Consider the following 20,522-nt stretch of genomic DNA (forward strand, 5'->3'; position numbering starts at 1 on the left):
GTAATCAAGACCCCATCATGCCCCAGCCCACATCGACTGTAGACGGCGACGCCCCCATCGCCGCGCCGCAGCAAGCTGATCCCCGTCACGAGCCAGAGGTGATCTCTGAATCGCATGCCGGAAAACTGGACGCCCGGCGTTACCACTGGGTGATGGATTGGCGGCTGGTCGGCTACACCGCACTCGGTGTCGCGTTTCTGATGGTCGCAACGGTCGCTTCCTACGCCTACCATTCCAGCAAGGCGGCGAGCACGTTCCTCAGTCGTGCCGATCAGGCCGCTGCCGACGGCAAGCCCGCCGAGGAGGTTCGCTGGTTGTCGAGCTATCTGCTACTGCATCCAGAGGACCACGAAAAAATCATCCGTGCGGCAATCTCCGCCGATGTCGCAGCCGACGAGGCGACACGCGAGAATCTGGCCCAACGCGTCACGACGGCACGAAAACGCCTCGGTACGGCGATCGCTTACCTTGGCAGCGCGGAAGACGACGGTGTCGATGATGCCAATGCGGAAACGCGACGTGATCTGCGCAAGCGGTTGATCAACCGCCTAATCCAAAGCGGAGGCTACTTCTACAAAGACGTTGAGCGCCACGTCCGGCTGCTCGACGCCGATCGCAATGACGCCGAAGCCCACAAGTGGCTGGCAATCGCGATCGTCGGGCAGGTCCAAGAAATGCTCTACCAAGATCGCGATCCGAATGCGGTTGAGCTGGAAGCGGACTACTACGGCTGGCTGTCTCACCAACCGCCGGGCATCGTGTTGCGTGAAGCGGTCAAACGCAATCCGGATGACCTGGACTTGGTCGGGTCCTTCATCGCGCTGCTGCAAACCGATCCGGAATCGTTTGGAATCGCAATCGCCAGCGACGAACAGAATGTCGGATCCTTTACCCGAACCATTGCGTCGCTGGACGAGGACACCGCCGAAGTCCTGGATTCGGTCTTGCTGGGACTCCACGCGCGTCCGGACTCGCGTGCCAAAATTTTGCTTTATCGGTACGCTTCGATGGCCGGAGAAAGCGCCAAGGCCAGCGAGTTGATCAAGGCGGCTGCCGCCGAAGCATCGGCCAGGCTGGCGGCGCAAGATTTCGCTAAACCCGAATCGGAAACGGACGACACCGAGGAAGACAAGCCGGAGCCGGGGCTGCGTTTGAGCCCCGAAGCCGAAGCGTTGGTTTGGGATTATCAGTGTGTTTATTTCGGTGCCGGATCGATCGTCGACCGTGCCGCCGTTTCGATCGCGACCGAAGATGAAATCAAGCTCGCCACCGACTGGCTGAAGCAATTGCGTGACCTCGGGGTCGACTCGGTCCCGGTCCGTCCCGATGCCGTCAAGCAAACCTATCTCGTTTCCGGGTTGCTCGCCGAGTCATCGGCAGACTTGGATCGAGCGATTGAGCTTTGGCAGGAAGGGCTGACGGTCGTCAACGACGATAACTTGGATCTGCTCGGCAACGTCGCCTGGGCGCTCGCGCGGCGGGCCGCCGACGCCGACCAGGCCGAGAAACCTGCGGCAACCAAAGCAGCCGAAAATGCGATTGAAAAGTTCGCAGGCGTTATCGATGCCAAGAAAAGTGAATTGATGCTGATGACCAGCGATCAAATCAGTTTGGCCGATCGAACGGCGTTTGCTGAAGCGATTACCAACGCCGATTGGAAAAAAAAGGTGGCTCGGGCGACCGTCATTGCCGGGATGGAAACGTCGTCAGAAAACGATCGGCAAATCATTCGCTTGCTCGATGGATTGACCGACGACGAAATTCGGCTGGAGCCCCAGATCCGAATCGCCGGCATCTCGCAGTTGACCGGAGCCTACCAGCGACAGCTCGCCTTCGACTTGGCCGCAACGACGCTGACCGAAGCCGCCGAGCTTTTTCCGACCAACCAAGCACTGGTGCAAGCCAGCGGCGAAGCCTGGACCCGCTCGGGCAACCGCTTGCAGGCTGCCAAACAGTGGCAGCGGGCCCGTCTGTCAAACGTCCCCCGTGTCCGCGTTGCCTCGCTGGAAGCCGAGTTTGCGTACCAGTTGCGATTGATCCCCGAACAGCGCGAGATTGCGACACTCCGATCGCGGATCCGCGACTTGGAACAATTGTTGGAAAAAGCCGGTGACACCTTTTCCGCAGAACAGCTTCGCTTGCAAACCCTGCGGGCCCAGTTGCCCCCGGAAGGTGTGCTCGCCGAAGAATACCTTCAATCGGAAGAGCTCGCCGCCAAAATCTCATCGTTGGCCGAAGCGAATCCGAGCAACACCGAATTGCAGATGTACGCGGCAGAACGGCTGGCGGCAGCAGGCAAACCCGAGCAAGCCGAATCGGTCCTCAAGCGGCTCGATTCGAGCGACGATTTTTCTCCCGTCCAGCAGAAATTGCTGCGTGCCCGCGTGCTCGCCGCGTCCGGAAAGCATGCCGAGGCCAGCGAGTTGCTACTCAAGGCGATGGAAGACGATTCGCAAGCCGCAACCGGACTTGCGCAAACGGCGTCGGAATACGCCAAACGCGCCGGATCACCCGATCTGGCCAAACAGGCCCTGCTCCGCATCCCTGAGGCTCAACGGACCCCAGCGGTCTATTTTTCGCTTTATCAAATCGCCAAGCTTCAAGAGCAGACCGCAGAGATGGAGCAGTTTCTGTCCCAGTTGCATCGTGTCGAAGGGTATCGTTCGGGCGCTCGCGCGACCGGTAGCCAAGCGGAGACATCGCCGGCCTATTCGCTGTTGATCGATGCGACCCAGTTGGTCGATAAGTTGCTGGCGCGGGGAGGCGTGCAACGAGACGAGAAAGATTACACGCGTGCCAAGTCGTTGATCAGCCGCTTGCAGTCCCTGCGTCCCAATTGGGGCAACGCCGTCGCGCTCAGCGGTTGGTTGTCATTTGCAAGCGGAAACTACGCGTCGGCAGTCGAACAATTACGTCGCGGCATCAACTCCGGTGATCGACAACTTCGTACGCGACAACTGCTCTGGCAAGCGTTGCTTACACTCGGGCGTGACGAGGAAGCCGAACGGGAGATCCGTCTGGCAGGCATCGCCACCCAAAGCGATCTGGATCCCTACGACGAAATCTCGATCGGTATTTCGATTCGCAAAGGTGACTATTCACAGGCCTTGGATGCAGCCAAGCAAATCGCCCAGGACAACGTCGATGACCCGATCGCTTGGTTGGTCTACGCACGATTCGCACTGGTGATGCGAGCCCAAACGATTTCCGATAGCGACGTCGCCGAGGAGCTCGATGCAGAGCAGCTATTGAAGGACGCCGACGAAGCAATTGAGACGGCAGCACGCTTGGCCGACACGCCTGCCCAAAAGTCAGCGGTTGCGTCGGCACGCATGAGTCTGGCGGTGGCCGTCGGCGACAAGCAAAAGATCCAAGCGGCGCTGGCCGAACTGCAGAAGAGCGATTTGAAGGATGCGGACCGATTCATGCTGGAAGCCAAGGCGTTGATCGCCCTGGATCGTGTCGACGAGGCGATCGAGAAGTTGAAGGCCGCCAATGAGCTCCGTCCCGACTTCAAGGCGCAGATGGCATTGGTGCGGTTGCTGCGATCAAGAAGCCGAGGTGGCGACGCCCTGGCCATTCTGGAACAAGCGTTCCGCCAAGACCCAAACAACCCTCGGATCCGTACCGAACTGGCGGCACAGTTGATCGACAGCGGTCAAGAAATCGACTGGGATCAAATCGCCACGCTGCTCAACAGCGACCAGGCCGTCACCGAACAGAATCGTTTGGTGTACGCATTGATCCTCGCGTCGAAAGGATCGCATTACCAGCGGCAAGAAGCAGTGCGATTGCTACGTGACATGGCGGGAAGCCCGACGGAAATCGGTCTCGGTGCCTCTCGTGTCCAAGCGGCACTGATGTTCGAAATGGCGTCAAAGTATGACCAGCTGACTCCGTCGGAACAAAAGCAGTTCGATAAAGATCAGTACATCGCCGAAGCCAGAAGAGTGTTCAAGCAACTCGCCGATCGAGACAATCCCGCACTGGTCGACATGACCCGCTATTGCGGATTCCTGATCTCCGTCAACGATGAAGGAGATCTGGATGAAGCACGCCAAGTCATCGATCGATTGAAAACGTTGCCCGGATCGGCGTTGGAAGTGTTGAAGATCGAAATGATGCTGGCTGGACAGGGTGGCGACAAAGAAAACCTGCCATCGATCGTGGACCAATGGGCAAACGACCCCTCGACGGGAAATGCCAGCACCGCGGCCGGCGGAGTGGAAACGGTTGCCGGCGAAGCGTTGATGAGGAATGGATTTATTGACGAAGGCCTGGCTTGGTTCCGCCGTGCCTACGAAGCCAACAAAGACTCCTTTGCCAATTACATCGTGGCGTTGTCGCTGGCGGGGCAGCACGACCAGGCTGCCGCAGTCGCAGCGGATCGCTATGACGAACAGCACGCGGCCACCACGGCGGTCTTGCTGGTCGAAGCGTTGCTCGCCCTTGATCCGGACATGGTCGAACCACGCTATGCACAAATCCTGGATGAGGCGGTCAAGGCGTACCCCGAGAACGCGGCGCTCAATGACGGTGTTGCCACCTTGGCAATGCAGCGAGGCGAAAACGAAAGAGCCATCGCGTTGTACCTGAAAGTCTTACGCACCGACCCACGGCGGCTTCGCCCCCTGAACAATCTGGCGATGATCTTCGCCGAACTGCCCGGCCGTGAACTCCAAGGACTCAAACACATCGACGCCGCGATCGAGGTTGCCGGCGAAAGTGCCGAGTTGCTGGACACCAAGGGGACCGTCCTGTTACGCGGTAACCGGGTTCAAGAAGCGGTTCGGCAATTTGAAAAAGCGATCGAAAGCGGTGAAGAAAAAAATCTGCCCCGGTATCAATTCCATCTGGTTCAAGCACTCTTGAAACTCAATCGACTCCAGGATGCGAAGAAGATTTGGTCCGAGATCAACTTTCAAGAATTGGATCTCCAAGGTCTGACACCCGCCGAACGCGATGCGTTGAAGGAGTTGCAACAACGGCTCGGTACCGGTGCATCGGAGACCAAAGAAGCGGCTTAAACTTGACGATTTCTTCACCCGAAACCTCTCGTATTTCACACGACTGACGGAACACGAAACAAAGCCTTCCAGACCTCAAAACCATGACTGATTCAAATCAATCCCACCCGATCCAATCACGACGCGTCATCGTTGCCAGTCTGCTGGCGCTGACGTTGCTGTCGGGAGTTGTGCACGGCTACCTGGACGGACGCTGGACGACACAAACGTCGCGATCCGATCAAGGGGCATTGCTCAATCAGTTGCCGACAACGATCGGTCCCTGGAAGATGCTCGACGAGCAAGACCTTCCGGAATCAGCACAGCGATTGCTGCGTTGTTACGGTTCGGTCGTTCGTGTTTATCAACACACCGAAACCGGCGTGATGATCAACTTTGCCGTCATGTACGGGCCCCGCGGCCCGATCGCGGTGCATACCCCCGAAGTCTGTTACAGTTCGGTCGGAACCAAACAAACCCGACCGCGTCGAATGGAGACATTCGAGACGAAAGAAGACCGTCACCAAGTGTGGTCGGTCGAATTCAGCCGCGATGACGAGCCAGAAGCATCGTTGGCAGTGTATTACGGATGGAGCGACGGTGGGGCATTCGTCGCCGCGGACAGCCCGCGTTTTTGGCTGACTGACGACCTGTACAAGATCCAGCTTGCCGGTCCCGTGACCGGATCGGCGATTGATCCCTGTCATTCGTTTTTAGAAGCGTTCTTGCCCCACCTTGAGAAACTCGTTCAATAAAAGGATTGCGCCGTGCTCGATTTTGCATCGCCACAAGACGACTACTACGACAGCGATGAAGACTCCTCGATTTCGACGGCGGTCAGCGACCGGGAACGCGCCGACACGCATGATCTGCGTGAACAGCCGCGGCGGACGTCCAGCATCGATGACTGCAAACGCATTGCCGTCGAACGCGCCAAATACTTCCGCCGCAAGTACGCGGTCGAACGTGTCCTCGGTGGTGTGATGTTCCTCGCTGCGGCGCCGGTCATCGCCGTGCTGATTGGACTGATCCGGATCACGTCCAAAGGACCGGGAATCTATCGCCAAAAACGTGTCGGGCTGCACGGCGAAACGTTCTACGTCTACAAGCTGCGCTCGATGTACGTCAACGCCGAACGCGGCGGCAAGCCCGTCTGGAGCACCAAAAAAGACAAACGCATCACGCCGCTGGGCAAAGTCCTTCGCCGCACCCACCTGGACGAATTGCCCCAGTTGTGGAACGTCGTCAAGGGCGAAATGGCGCTGACCGGACCGCGTCCCGAGCGGCCGGAGATTTGCGGGGTGCTGACAACGTTCATCGATGACTACTACCACCGCAACGTCGTCAAACCCGGTGTCACTGGCCTAGCCCAAATCAATTTGGAACCCGATGAAACCGTCGCCGACGTCAAACGTAAACAGTTTTTGGACCTGCTGTACATCCAGAACGCCGACCTGTGGCTGGATTTGCGAATGCTGACCGCGACCGGACTGCGAGTTGTCGGAATCCGCGGTGGCCGAGCGATGAAGTTGCTGTCCCTGTGTCGAGCCCACTTGGTGGCCGAATCTGTCATCATCCTGCCCGCCGACCATCGAAAACTGTTTCCTGAACAAGGGGCTTCCGTTGCAAGCAACTCCGCGGAGCGATCCGACCGCCCCGATCATCGGAGCAATCCCGCGATTCGTTGCGACCGTCGCCACGCACCAAAATGAACCCCGTACCATTTCGCATGTCCGTTTGCTGACCACCCCGTCTTTGGTCAATCACTTTTCTCCCGCATCGACCTAAGTACAACCATGCGGTCCCAATCTCAGCACGACGCGTCAGCCAGTGACGCGACCCAAAAACCAATCTCGCAAAACGTGGGATAGGCTTCCAGCCTGTCGATGCTGAAAACGAATGACAGGCTGGAAGCCAATCCCACGTCGCACCATCAACTCTCCCAAACCCCACTATCATGACCGGCCGCCCCCTTCACGCGATGACCGTCGATGTCGAAGACTACTACCAGGTCTCCGGCATGGAAGATCGCGTGTGCCGTTCGGATTGGGACCAACTGGAAAGCAGGGTCGAACGCAGCACCGATCGCATGCTGTCGTTGTTCGATGATGTCGAGGTGCGGGGGACGTTTTATATCTTGGGCTGGGTCGCCGAACGGTTTCCCCGACTGGTCAAGCGGATCGCCGACGCCGGTCACGAAATCGCGTCACACGGCTATTGGCACCGGTTGGTTTACGAAATCACCCCGGATGAATTCGCCAAAGACATCACCGACAGCTGCGATGCCATCTACACGGCTTGCGGCATCCGACCGACCGCCTATCGCGCCCCCAGTTTTTCGATCATTCAAGAATCACTCTGGGCGCTGGACATTCTGGTCGAGAACGGTTTCACCGACGACAGCAGCATTTTTCCGATCGCGGGGCACGACCGCTACGGCGTCCCGGGATCGCGAAAAGACATCCATACCCGCAAGACCACGCACGGACCGATCCGCGAATATCCGCCATCGATCGCCAGGTTCGGCAAAGCCCCGGTGCCGGTCGGGGGAGGATATTTCCGGCTACTGCCACTTCACTTGACCGTCCGCGCGATTCAGTCGATCGAAAAGAAACACCGACCGGCGATGTTTTACATTCATCCCTGGGAAATCGACCCCCAGCAACCCCGCGTGAAAGGTTTACGTCGCTCGGCCGCTTTCCGACATTACATCGGACTGGAACGCACCGAACGAAAACTGCGTCGTATGATGAACCGATTGTCGTTCGGAACCATGACCGAATCACGAAAGGATGCCGACCGGCATCAGAAGAAAACCGCCGACAAACGCTCCGATCTAAACGCCTCGATCAGTCGATGAACCAGCCACCGAGCCCTTCCGCTTCATCGAGTGCGACCGGTCACCAACGGTGACAATCAGCGGGTGAGATTCCCGCAGGCCTCCCGCGTCGACCGCCGCCAGGCAACCCCTGGTAACGTTTGACCCCCAAAATAATCCGATTCAACCGCATGGTTGCCAGGCAAACAGAAACCGCCTGTCACCCAAGCGGACGAAGTCCGCTTTGACGGAGACAAGGAGACAAGGAGACAAGGAGGGTGATGCTATGCATCATCAGTCGACGGATCGAACAATGGCAGAAAAATCAGGGGCAGGAAAATGTTGCGTCGTCACTTCACGCATGTGGGTTGCGCGGAGAAGGCGACAAGAAAATGGATGACAAGAAAATCGGTCAAGGCAGTTCGATGATGTAGGTGATGCGGCAACACAATCGGTCGGTTGTCGCTCTCCAATCGTCTTGGCAACCTCCGCGACGAAGCGCCACCCCAATCCTCCCCAAATCATTTTCTTGTCACCCATTTTCCTGTCTTTCTCCCCTCCACCCCACCCCATTTTTCTGCCCTCCATTTTTCTGCCATCCCCAGCACCACGCACCCCGGCACGCCGCGTCAGCCAGTGGCGCGTGACAACCTGAACCCCACCCGCCGCTCGCTCACGCGTCCCGCTGATATCCCCACCCATCATTCTGCCCCGTATCGTTCTGCCATCCTGCCCCCATCGTTTTGCCACTCTCCCCATGCCCGTCCGCACGACACCCACGCTAACGACTGCCGAGCAACTTTTCGGCATGGTCACTGACGGGTACCGCTACGAGCTCGTCGCAGGAGAATTACGGATGATGTCACCTGCCGGCGGCCGTCACGGCCGAATCGCGATCCGCTTGGCTCATCTGCTGATGCAGCATGTCGACGCGAACGATTTGGGAGTCGTTTATGCAGCCGAGACCGGCTTCCGGATTGAAACCGATCCCGACACCGTCCTCGCCCCCGATGCCGCGTTCGTCAGCAAAGCACGTCACGCAACCATCAAAAACGAAATCGCGTACTTACCGCTCGCTCCCGATTTGGCCGTCGAAGTCCTCTCACCGAGCGACCGATTTTCGCGAGTCGAATCCAAAGCCTTCCAGTGGCTCGACGCCGGCACGAACTTGGTCCTCCTGGTCGATCCAGAAACCCAAACGATTCACCGCTACCCTTCCCGCAAGCAAATCGAAGTCTACCAGCTTGACGAAACCCTCGACTGCAGCCCCGCCGTTCCCGAATGGACCCTCAGCATCAAAGACGTCTTCCGATAACACTGCCTTCATCGTCTTGCCCCCATCGTTTTGCCACTCCTATTCATTAGCCAATAGCTCTCCGTCCCATCCCCATGTCGCAACCCAGTTCCCTTCCCCACTACACCTACGGCGACTACTGCCAATGGCAGGGCGACTGGGAATTGCATCAAGGGATTCCGATTGCGATGACGCCGTCGCCCTTCGGTCGGCACCAAGTGCTGGTCACCCGTCTCGCCTGGTTGATTCAATCCGATATCGAAGCAAACAGCTGTGATTGCCAAGCCATCGTGGATTTGGACTGGGTCGTCAGCGATGACACCGTCGTTCGCCCCGACCTGCTGGTCGTCTGCGGAGAGATCCCCGATCGGCATCTCCAATCATTGCCCTCATTAGTCATCGAAGTCCTCTCGCCGTCCACCCGAACCAACGATCTTGGATACAAACGAGAACTCTACCAGCGCGAACAAGTCCCCCACTACTTGATCGTCGACACCGAGAAAAGCTCCGTGACACAGATGGCACTCCAAGACGGCCACTACATATCCCACACCATTGAAACCGCAACCCTGACCGTGAACCTAGCAGACGATTGCACCATCACCGTCGACCTGCAAAAGCTATTCCGTTAGCTGCCCCTAATCTTCCCCGAATCATTTTCCCACCTCCATTTTTCTGCCCCCCATTTTTCTGCCATCCCTGTCTCCATCGTCTTGCCCGCCTCCACCACCGTCAACGCTCCCATCACCAAGCCCGCCAGCACCGCGCGCCGCAAACGCGTCCTGCTGCTGACCCATCGGTTCCCCTACCCGCCCAATCGTGGCGACCGGATCCGATCCTACAACCTGATGCGTGTGCTGGCCGAATCCTTTGACGTCACGCTGGCCTGCCCGCACGACGAACCGGTCTCCGATGCGGAACTCCAACACGTCCAACAAATCTGCCAAACCGTCATCACGGCACCGGTCGGCAAGACCCGTTGGCTGCGAGCGGGCGGCTCCCTGCTCGGCGGCCACAGCCTCACCGAAGGCCTGTTCCACAGTCCGACCATCACCGATCAAGTCCTCGCCTCCCAGCAAACTCAACCGTTCGACGCCGCGTTGGTGTTCTGCAGCAGCATGTTCCCCTACGTGGAACACGACGCTTTCCGCGACACACCGATGATCGTCGATCTGGTCGACGTCGACAGCGAGAAATGGCGCCAACTCTCGGTCGAGCGCACGGGCCCGAAGAGCTGGATCTATTCCATCGAATCCAAACGCGTCCGCGACCTCGAACACCGCATCGCCGAGAAAGCCGACGCCATCACACTCGTCAGCGACCAAGAAGCCAACCTGTTCAAATCCACGATCCCCACCACCACCCCCGTCCACGGCGTCTCCAACGGAGTCAACACCGACTACTTCCGCCCGCCATCCCAGCGGGACGCGTCAGCGACCGGCGCGTCCAATCCATCCCAGCGGGACGCGTCAGCGACTGGCTCGTCATCCCAATTACAAAGTCACCCTCCCTTGCAGGGAGGGTCGAGCGAAGCGAGGGGAGGGTCTTCTTCAACGAGCCACTTGCTCTTCACCGGTGTCCTCGACTACCCGCCCAACGTCACCGGCCTGGTCTGGTTCTGCACCAAGATCCTCCCCTCCCTCCGCCAACGCCTCCCCGTCCAGCTCACCATCGTCGGCCGCCGGCCCAACCAAGCCGTCCAAGATCTCGCGTCCTTCGACGGCGTCACGCTTGTCGGTGAAGTTCCCGACGTCCGCCCGTACCTGCACGCCGCCGACATCGCGATCAGTCCCCTCAAACTCGCCCGCGGCATCCAAAACAAAGTTCTCGAAGCGATGGCTTGCGGCTTGCCAGTGATCACCACCACTGAATCCGCCGAAGGCATCGACGCGATCGACGGCAGCGAATTCATCATCGCCGACGACGAAGCGGCTTGGGCTGACGCGATTTGCGATCTCGCCAGCGACCCCCAGCGCCGCACGTCAATCGGCAACGCCGCGAGAGACCTGGTCGTCAACCACTACGCCTGGTCAGCAAGAATGCAACAAATCACAGAGCTCATTCAGAAAGCGGTTGGCAGCCGTAGGTCATGCTGTGCATCATGAAACGAGTTGATTGGGGGGAGATGGCAGAAAAATGATGGGCAGAAAAATGGGGTGGGGAAAAGGAAGACAGGAAAATGGGTGACAAGAAAATGGTGTGGAGCAAAGTAGGTGATGCTGTGCATCACATCTTCTCTAATCTTCCTACCCCATAATCTTCCTACCATTTTCTGACCACCCAATGTTTTGACCAACATCCATCTGTCCCCACCCCATCATTCTGCCCCGAATCATTCTGCCTTCCCCTCTTCATCGTTTTGCCCCCATCGTCTTGCCCCACTCTACCTTGAACCACCCACCCCATCCCCCCATCCGCGTCGCATTCGTTATGCACAAGATGCAAGTGGCGGGCGCGGAAGTTCTGGTTAAACAGATCATCGAGCGGTTGGGCGACCAGATCGAGGCAACGATTTTCTGTCTGGACGACGTCGGCGAACTCGGGTACCAGCTACGCGATCAAGGCGTTCCCGTCATCGTGCTGGATCGGAAGCCCGGCTTCGACGCGAAGGTCCCCCAGCGGATGGCCGGCGAAATCCGTGATCGCGGCATCCAAATCCTGCACGCCCATCAATACACTCCGTTTTTCTACTCCGCGCTCGCACGGCTGCGTCACCGTGCCAAGGCGAAAATCCTGTTCACCGAACACGGGCGTCACTACCCCGACGTGATCTCCTGGAAACGTCACATCGCCAACCGCTGGTTGCTGAACCGCTACGCCGACATCACCACGGCCTGCTGCGACTTCAGTACCAAGGCACTCCGCGAGATCGAAGGATTCCCGGACGCCTTCACGTTGGCCAACGGAGTCGACCTCGCCGAACTGCCACCGCGAGGCAACGAATCGGAACGCAACGCACTCCGCCAAACACTCGGGCTCGATCCCGACCGTCCCTACGCCGCCTGCATCGCACGGTTCCACATCGTCAAAGACCACGCGACGTTGATTCGAGCCTGGGCGCGGGTCCACCAAAAACTCCCCGAAGCCCAACTACTCCTCGTCGGCGACGGAGAAGAACGCCAAAACATCGAAACCCTAATCGACGACCTCCAACGCGCTGGTGTCCAGGCTTTAGCCGCCACCCCCGACCGCAACGCGACCACTCCACCCCAGCGGGAAGCGTCAGCGAGCGGCGCGTCACCCCAATCCCCCAAAAGTCACCCTCCCTTGCAGGGAGGGTCGAGCGCAGCGAGGGGAGGGTTAGGCGTGCAAGTCTCGAGTCCTGAGTCGCGAGTCGTGAGCCAGGAATCCGGCAACGCTTTGCTCAACGGTGACAACTCAACTCAAGACTCACCACTCACGACTCACCTCTCTGAAAGCATCCGCTTCCTCGGCATCCGCGACGACGTCGGCGACATCCTCCGCGCGGTCGACGTGTTCACCCTGACCAGCGTCAGCGAAGCGGCCTCACTGACCCTGCTCGAAGCGATGGCCAGCGAGTGCCCCAGCGTGGTCACCGATGTCGGCGGCAATTCCGAACACCTGCGACAAGGCATCGACGGCTACCTGGTCCCCCGAGCCGACGACACCGCCCTCGCCGGCCGACTGCTCGAACTCCTCAACGATCCGTCGTTGGCCCACCAATTCGGCCAATCCGCCCGCCAGCAAGTCCAACAACACTTCAACCTCTCGGGCGCCGTCGACAAGTACCACGAGCTGTACCAACAACTGGCATGTGTAGCTGTTAGCTGTTAGCAACGAACGGCAAATAAGTGGGATAGGCTTCCAGCCTGTCGATGCTGAGATGACAGGCTGGAAGCCTATCCCACTTTGAGAGATCCGGCACTTATATTCGGCTCGTTGCTGAGCTGTTAGCACCCCATCATTCTGCCCCGTATCATTCTGCCATCCTGCCTTTTTCCACCCTGCCTTCATCGTCTTGCCCCCATCGTTTTGCCAACTCCCCGGTGACCACCCTCCTGAAAACAACCGTCCAAACCATCGCCATCGCGATCATCTCACCGCTGCTGCTCACCCACCTGCTCCTCTCCGTCACCTCCTCCGCCGACAGCTCCCTCGAAACCCATTCCCAATTCCTCTCCCTGATCCCCGGCAAACTCGGCAGCTACCTCCGTGTGGCCTTTTACCGTTTTGCGCTCGACCACTGTGATCCCACCGCGACCATCTGTTTCGGCGTGTTGTTCTCGAAAACCGGTGCCCGGCTCCACCAAAACGTCTACATCGGCCCGCGTTGCATGATCGGTCTGGCCACACTCGACGACGACGTCCTACTCGGCCCGGCCGTGCAAATCCCCAGCGGTCCACAATCCCACGGCATCAGCCGGCTCGACGTCCCCATCCGCGATCAATCCGGAACGCTCCAGCGAATCAGCATCGGCCGCGACAGTTGGATCGGCGGCGGATCGTTCGTGTTGGCCGACGTCGCCGAGCAGTGCGTCGTCGGAGCCGGCAGCATCGTGACCAAACCGACCCAGCCACAGACCATTTCTGTCGGAAACCCCGCGCGACCGGTAGGCAAGCGGGGAGAACCGAGTACTGTCTCGGCTAGTGACACCGCGGGGGCAACTGCCACCCAAGTGGACGAAGTCCGCGCGGATGGAACGCTGGTCAGTTGAGACGGGAGATGGCAGGAAAATGATGGGAAGAAAAATGACCTGCAAAGCGATTGAAGACAACAGACAAGAAAATGGATGACAAGAAAATGTCCCGACTGAATACGTGTTCGCTATTTTCCTGTCACCCATTTTCCTGTCTCTAATTCCCCACCCATCTTTCTGCCCACCATTTTTCTGCCACCCCACCCCGGCACCAGCCCCTAAAATCCACTGCCCCACATCGCAATGCACATCGCTCTTATCGGTGCTTCCGGATACGTCGGGAGCGAATTCACACAGCAAATCAACGACCGTGGTCATCAAATGACCGCCATCGGCCGCTCCAATTGCGATGTCTACTCTGTTAGCTCATTGCTCTCGGTCTTGGAAGACGCGTCGCCGGACATCCTGATCAATTGCGCCGGATACACCGGAAAGCCCAATGTCGACGCGTGCGAGTTGGACAAAGCCAACTGCATCGCTGGGAATACTGTGTTGCCGGGCGTGATTCAAGAGGCCTGCGAGACAATCGGGATACCTTGGGGGCATGTTTCGTCGGGCTGCATCTTCACTGGACGACGAGCGGATGGGAATGGATTCACCGAGTTGGACGAACCCAACTTCTCCTTCCGCCAAAACAACTGCAGTTGGTACTCCGGAACCAAAGCACTCGGCGAAGAGGTTCTAGCAGGCGCATCAAAGTGTTACATCTGGCGGCTTCGCATTCCGTTTTCAAACATCGATTCACCCCGCAATTACCTCTCCAAAGTCCAACGCTACGAGAATTTGCTCGAAGCCGAAAACAGCCTTTCCAATCTGCCCGAATACGTCGCCGCGGCGTTGGACTGCTTCGAAAAAAATGTGCCGTTCGGCACGTACAACCTGACCAACCCCGGCAGCGTGGCGACCTCCGAAGTCGTCGAGATGATCAAGGAAGCCGGTGTAAGCGACAAAGAATTCCGCTTCTTCGATTCCGAAGACGAATTCATGGCCAAGGCCGCCAAGACCCCGCGATCCAACTGCGTGATGGACAGCAGCAAAGCACTCGTCGCGGGCCTCAAGCTCACCCCTATTCACGACTGCATCCGAGCGACGCTCGCACAGTGGCAACCTGAAGCAGTGGCGAGCGACGAGCAGCGCGTGGCGACCTAGTCGTAGGGCATGCTGTGCATGCCGGAGGTGCTCGTTCGTAGCATGCACAGCATGCCTTACTCACTTGCCTCTAGCACCTAGCCTCTAGCAACACTTATCATGCAAACCCTTCTCGTCACCGGCGGTGCCGGCTTCATCGGCGGCCAATTCGTACGCGATGCCGTGGATAACAAGCTGGCACGGATTGTCAACCTTGATGCGTTGACCTACGCGGGCAATCGTGATTCCATTCCGTCGGAGAATGAGCATCATGTTTTCGTCCAGGGAAGTATTAATGACGGTGAGCTGCTCGATCGGCTGTTCGCAGATTACTCACCCGATGCGGTTGTACACTTCGCTGCCGAATCGCATGTGGACCGCTCGATCGATGGTCCTGGGGCATTCATTGAAACCAATATCAACGGTACCTACCAACTTCTGACTACCACGCGAAAACACTGGCAGGGACTCAGCGGCGACACCAAGGACGGATTCCGCTTCCTGCATGTGTCCACCGATGAAGTTTATGGTTCACTGGGCGCCGAAGGCTACTTTACCGAGACAACGCCCTATGCTCCTAGCTCGCCCTACTCCGCTTCCAAAGCGTCTTCAGATCACCTGGTCCGTGCCTGGCACCACACCTTCGGCGTGCCGACCCTGATCACCAATTGCAGCAACAACTATGGCCCCTACCAGTTTCCCGAAAAGCTGATCCCGCTGGTCACGCTCAACGCGATCGGCGGCAGGCCGCTGCCGGTATATGGAGATGGCAAGAATGTTCGCGACTGGTTGTACGTCGGCGACCATTGCTCGGCGATCCGCACCGTGCTGGCCCAGGGCCGGCCGGGTGAAACCTACAACGTCGGCGGTAACTGCGAACGTCAGAACATCGAGATTGTACGAACGATCTGCCGGACGGTGAACGAACTTTGCCCGAACCTTGCACACGAATGTGAATCGCTGATCACCTACGTCACCGACCGCCCCGGTCACGACCGCCGCTACGCGATCGACGCGTCAAAAATCCGCGACGAACTCGGCTGGGACCCGGCCCACTCGTTTGAGTCCGCGATCGTGGAGACGATTCAGTGGTATTTGGACAACAGCACGTGGGTTGAACGTGTTTTGAGTGGGGAGTATCGGATGGAGAGATTGGGAGTGGGGGAGTAGGGCAGTGGGGCAGTAGGTAGGGCAGGCAGTGGGCCAGGACAGGGAATAGGGGAGTAGGTTTGGGGAAACCGCATCGGCGACTTAGTGTTTGGCAGGAATCGATGGCTTTGGTGGAATCAATCTATCAGTGCACGAACACGTTTCCTTCGGAAGAGAAGTTTGGACTTCTCTCTCAAATGCGTCGTTGTGCAGTTTCAATCCCGTCCAACATCGCCGAGGGGGCAGCTAAATCCTCAGCCGCTGACTACTCCCGATTCCTCACGATCGCCATCGGATCCCTTTCCGAACTCGACACACAACTCGAACTGTCCAAACGACTCCAATTCCTGAATGACGCTGCATTCGAATCACTCGACTCCCAACTCGGTTCAATCAGTCGGATGTTGATCGGACTTCGACGCTCCATACGCTCAAAGGCATAGACCAGCTTCCCCACTGCCCTTCTCCCTCATTGCCCTCCTCCTAATGTCCCCTACTGCCCCACTGCCCAACTCCCCCTCTACCCGCAAAGGAATCATCCTCGCCGGCGGAAGCGGTTCTCGCCTACACCCAATCACCAAAGGCATATCCAAGCAACTATTGCCGATCTATGACAAGCCGATGGTTTACTATCCGCTGTCAACTTTAATGCTTGCCGGTATTCGGGAGATTCTCTTGATCTCGACACCACATGATTTACCTGGGTTCCAACGGTTGCTTGGAGACGGTTCCGAATGGGGCATTGAGCTTTCATATGCGGAGCAGCCGAGTCCCGATGGACTCGCCCAAGCGTTCATCATCGGCGCGGACTTCATCGGCGACTGCCCGTCGGCTTTGGTTTTGGGCGACAATATTTTCTACGGACAGGGGTTTAGCACGCAGCTTCAGCAAGTTTCATCACGTATCGACGGCGCGACGATTTTTGGATATCAAGTTACGGATCCTCAGCGATACGGGATTGTTGAATTCAATTCAGAAGGTCGGGCAATTTCGCTTGAAGAAAAACCAAAGGCCCCCAAATCACACTTCGCTATCCCAGGATTGTACTTTTACGATCGGGACGTCATTGAAATTGCCGCAAATCTCAGGCCGTCACAAAGAGGAGAATTGGAAATCACCGACGTCAATCGCGTTTACTTGGAACGTGAAAAGTTATCGGTCGAAAAACTGAGTCGCGGCTTTGCTTGGCTCGACACGGGTACCCGTGATTCGCTATTGGATTCATGCAATTTTATTGCTGCAATAGAGAAGCGACAGGGGCTAAAAATCGGATGCTTAGAAGAGGTGTCATTGCGCATGGGATACATCTCTCCAGCAAGTTTGAGAATTCAGGCTCTGGCCATGAACAATGAATACGGACAGTATTTGCAGGGACTATTCCTCGATTTCGACATTGCTAACACGGGGCATCTATGAGATCGTTGCAACGCAGTGGTTTGTGCTATTTCGGGAATGTGGTCCAGCTGAACAAGAAGTTCTCCGCGATGCTGCGTACGCAACATTTCGATCAAATAAAGTCCGATTAAGACCGTCGATCAGACATTGAACAAAGAACCAATAGACGGGAAGGGGGGCGCATCAGTCGCGAAGTCTCTTCGCTGGGTCGGGTTTGCAAAGTACACAACTCTCGGAGCACGCCTAGGGATCTCCCTCGTCATGGCTCGGCTGCTAGCGCCTGAGTTGTTCGGTATAATCGAAATGGCTTACACGTTCTTCATGTTTGCGAAACTGATGCGGGGATTCTCAATCGCCGAAATCATCGTTCAGCGAGATACGATTGACCAGCGAACCCTTAGCACGCTTTATTGGCTGAATCTCGGCATCTGCTCTGCCGCGACGTTCTTGTTGCTTTGTCTTTCCCCCGTCGCTGCGTTGATGTATGCCAACCCAATGGTCGGTTGGGTGGCAGCTGCTTTGTCGATCTGCTTTCTGCTCGAGGGGATGTCGTTGGTCTCTCAGAGCCTGCTGCAGCGTGACATGAACTTTTACGCAATTGGAATTCGTGAGATTGCTGAAGTCGTTGTCATGGGAGTTGTATCGGTGGCTCTCGCCGTGGTGGGGTTTGGTGTCTGGGCGATCGTTCTGGGAACCTTGGCCAGCCTCGTCGCCAGAAATGTGACTCTTTATCTCGTGCGACCGTTCGCGCCATCGAGGGTGTTTGATCGAGACGTTCTGAAGTCGTCGTTTGGATTTGCGGCGAACATGTCGGGAGTGAAATTCCTCGGCTATCTTCGCCAAAACTTTGACAAAATCCTAATCAGCGTCGTTCTGGGAGCTTCTGCAGTTGGTTTTTATGGTGTTTCTCGAAAATTGGTGTTGTTCCCACACGAATCAGTGACGCAAATTGTAAACCGAGTTGCCTCAAGGCGGTTCGCCCGCGCTCAAAAGAATGCAAGTGAGATAAGCGATCTCTATTTGCGAGCCATTGGTGCCACTGCGATTCTGATTGTGCCAATTTATGTTGCGTTATCAGTTTTTGCTTATGAACTCGTGCCGCTATTGCTTGGCCACCAGTGGCACGAATCGATACCACTCGTTCAGGTGCTTGCGTTTTCGGCAATGATTTCAACGCTGTCGACTGTAAAGCACAGGGTTGCGATTGCCTGCGGGAAGCCTAACGTGCTGCTGCGTTCAAATTTGGTCCGATTAGTTATCTCTTGCACAATGACGTCAGTCGCCATTGGATGGGGACTAACAGCCGTTGCGTGGGCACTACTCTTTGCAACACTGATTGGTTGGTTTGTAGAAAACAGAATCATCTTCGTTGATCTGCCTGGGATTTCGCTCTTCCGCCAGTTCGAGCAACTTCGAAAACCAATGCTTGCGGCATCTCTTGGAGGTGTCGCCGCGCTGCTGTTGAAAGCGGCGATTTCTGGAATGGCCTTCTCAGCACTTTCGGTCGTGTGCATCTGCTTGCCTTCAATGGTGTTCACCTACACGATAGTTTTGCGAGTTCTCCAGCCAACTGGACTCATTGACCTTGCTGAAGTTGGGCCACCAAGACTCAGACGTTTTTTCTGTGCAAGCACGTAATCCGCCAAGACGACTGGGAGGCATGGAACACCCGTTGCGTAGATGGAATGCGATGGCAGCATGGCACCCTCGGGTGATAAGGACCGCCGGAACAATTAGTGTCGCGGGTTTTCGCTGGATGGGGTAGACTTTCCGCGTCTCAATCCACCAGCGAGGGTGCCAAGGATGGCGTTTGTATTCGAAAATCAGCTTGACGATCTGGCTGCCAAGCGAGCAGTCGATTTTTATTCAACCTTGTCCGAAAAGGATCGCCGTCGGTTCGCGGCTGTCGAGGCACAGCGTCTCGGGCGAGGAGGTGTACCGTACATCAGTCAATTACTGGGCTGCTCGACTCGCACCATCGAACGAGGTATCGCTGAGCTCGATCAACTCTCCAATGATCCGGCGAAAGGTAGGATACGGCGGCCAGGTGCTGGACGAAAAAAAAGATCGAAACCGATCCCGACCTCGAAGACAATCTGAACGAACTATTGAGCGTTCGTGTTGGAGGCGATCCTGATGAGCCCGACGTGGTTTACACAAACCTGGCCTCCACTGAAATGGCTGAGAAGGCGGCCGAGGCCGGCACCCCTGTGAGCGACAAGACGGTCTCCGCTTGGCTGAATAGCTTGAAGATCGGTTTTCGAAAAATGATCAAAACTATTTCCGGTGGCTTGTCAGCGGATCGCGAGCAGCAGTTTGATCTCATCGCAGGACATGTGGAGAGCTATCAGGCTGCCGGCAATCCGGTCTTTTCGATCGACACAAAAAGCAAAGAATTCCTGGGCCGTCTTTACCGGGCCGGTCGCATTCGCACCACAGAGCCCATTGAAGCGTTCGACCACGACTTTCCGAGTTGGGCTGATGGCGTTGTGATTCCTCACGGAATCTACGACATCGGACGAAATGCTGGGCACGTCAACATTGGACTCTCTCACGAGACGAGTCGCTTCGCGACCGATAGCCTCAAATGGTACTGGAACCGGATAGGGAAACGTTGTTATCCGGATACCAATTCCATTTTGCTATTGTGCGATTGCGGCGGTAGCAACTCAGCTTCAAAATACATCTTCAAGCACTACCTTCAAAAGTTGGTCGACACGATCGGCATCGAAATTCGGGTAGCCCACTATCCAAGCTACTGTTCAAAATACAATCCGATTGAACGCCGTTTTTTTCCGCATCTTGGACGTGCTTGCTCCGGGATGCTTTTCGATAAGTTGGAAACAGTTGTCAAGTTGATGCGGAACACATCGACTCGGACCGGCCTTCGCACTACGGTCAACGTCTTGCGAGGGTTGTACGAGACGGGTGAGAACGCGACCGCAACAATGAAAGCAGCTCTGCGTACAGTTTTTGACGAACAAATACCGAGATGGAACTATCGATTCTCGCCAATTAACCGACACTAATTGTTCCGGCGGTCCTAAACGGTCTGCTGCATGCGTTTTGCCTCG

General features: G+C 57.0%; 15 protein-coding genes. All 15 read left to right on the forward strand.

What is annotated here, in order from left to right:
- The first annotated feature begins 17 nt into the window (after positions 1–17).
- The 15 genes from Enr13x_RS14580 to Enr13x_RS14655 all read left to right on the forward strand — a co-directional run bounded on the left by Enr13x_RS14580 (position 18) and on the right by Enr13x_RS14655 (position 20,477).
- Positions 18–5,027, forward strand: coding sequence for a tetratricopeptide repeat protein (locus tag Enr13x_RS14580; protein ID WP_145387133.1), 5,010 nt, complete (start codon positions 18–20; stop codon positions 5,025–5,027).
- A gap of 83 nt (positions 5,028–5,110) precedes the next feature.
- Positions 5,111–5,761: an exosortase-associated EpsI family protein gene (locus Enr13x_RS14585; protein ID WP_145387136.1), complete on the forward strand. Its 651-nt coding sequence runs from the start codon at positions 5,111–5,113 to the stop codon at positions 5,759–5,761.
- 12 nt (positions 5,762–5,773) lie between these two features.
- Positions 5,774–6,718: a sugar transferase gene (locus Enr13x_RS14590; protein ID WP_231744299.1), complete on the forward strand. Its 945-nt coding sequence runs from the start codon at positions 5,774–5,776 to the stop codon at positions 6,716–6,718.
- 245 nt (positions 6,719–6,963) lie between these two features.
- Positions 6,964–7,866: an XrtA system polysaccharide deacetylase gene (locus Enr13x_RS14595; protein ID WP_145387139.1), complete on the forward strand. Its 903-nt coding sequence runs from the start codon at positions 6,964–6,966 to the stop codon at positions 7,864–7,866.
- A gap of 766 nt (positions 7,867–8,632) precedes the next feature.
- On the forward strand, positions 8,633–9,139 hold the full coding sequence (locus Enr13x_RS14600; RefSeq protein WP_197456033.1) for a Uma2 family endonuclease: 507 nt from the start codon (positions 8,633–8,635) through the stop codon (positions 9,137–9,139).
- Positions 9,140–9,213: 74 nt separating this feature from the next.
- Positions 9,214–9,750, forward strand: coding sequence for a Uma2 family endonuclease (locus Enr13x_RS14605; RefSeq protein ID WP_145387146.1), 537 nt, complete (start codon positions 9,214–9,216; stop codon positions 9,748–9,750).
- Between the two features lie 81 nt (positions 9,751–9,831).
- On the forward strand, positions 9,832–11,223 hold the full coding sequence (locus Enr13x_RS14610) for a glycosyltransferase (protein ID WP_145387150.1): 1,392 nt from the start codon (positions 9,832–9,834) through the stop codon (positions 11,221–11,223).
- 325 nt (positions 11,224–11,548) lie between these two features.
- Positions 11,549–12,913: a glycosyltransferase gene (locus Enr13x_RS14615; RefSeq protein ID WP_145387153.1), complete on the forward strand. Its 1,365-nt coding sequence runs from the start codon at positions 11,549–11,551 to the stop codon at positions 12,911–12,913.
- Between the two features lie 212 nt (positions 12,914–13,125).
- Positions 13,126–13,794, forward strand: a complete 669-nt coding sequence (locus Enr13x_RS14620) for an acyltransferase (protein ID WP_145387156.1) — start codon at positions 13,126–13,128, stop codon at positions 13,792–13,794.
- A 225-nt stretch (positions 13,795–14,019) separates the two neighbouring features.
- Positions 14,020–14,925, forward strand: coding sequence for a sugar nucleotide-binding protein (locus Enr13x_RS14625; RefSeq protein ID WP_145387159.1), 906 nt, complete (start codon positions 14,020–14,022; stop codon positions 14,923–14,925).
- Between the two features lie 99 nt (positions 14,926–15,024).
- Positions 15,025–16,074 (forward strand): dTDP-glucose 4,6-dehydratase, encoded by a 1,050-nt coding sequence (gene rfbB, locus Enr13x_RS14630; RefSeq protein WP_145387162.1) that lies wholly within the window; start codon positions 15,025–15,027, stop codon positions 16,072–16,074.
- A 59-nt stretch (positions 16,075–16,133) separates the two neighbouring features.
- Positions 16,134–16,496: a four helix bundle protein gene (locus Enr13x_RS14635; protein WP_261344180.1), complete on the forward strand. Its 363-nt coding sequence runs from the start codon at positions 16,134–16,136 to the stop codon at positions 16,494–16,496.
- 43 nt (positions 16,497–16,539) lie between these two features.
- A complete protein-coding gene (gene rfbA / locus Enr13x_RS14640; RefSeq protein WP_145387168.1) occupies positions 16,540–17,469 on the forward strand; it encodes a glucose-1-phosphate thymidylyltransferase RfbA in 930 nt (309 codons plus the stop codon).
- Positions 17,470–17,595: 126 nt separating this feature from the next.
- Positions 17,596–19,086 (forward strand): lipopolysaccharide biosynthesis protein, encoded by a 1,491-nt coding sequence (locus tag Enr13x_RS14645; RefSeq protein WP_231744301.1) that lies wholly within the window; start codon positions 17,596–17,598, stop codon positions 19,084–19,086.
- A 470-nt stretch (positions 19,087–19,556) separates the two neighbouring features.
- Entirely contained in the window at positions 19,557–20,477 is a 921-nt protein-coding gene (locus tag Enr13x_RS14655) for an ISAzo13 family transposase (protein ID WP_231743739.1), read from the forward strand.
- Positions 20,478–20,522: the final 45 nt, after the last annotated feature.

Origin of the sequence: Stieleria neptunia, assembly GCF_007754155.1 — a bacterium.
Taxonomy (GTDB): domain Bacteria; phylum Planctomycetota; class Planctomycetia; order Pirellulales; family Pirellulaceae; genus Stieleria; species Stieleria neptunia.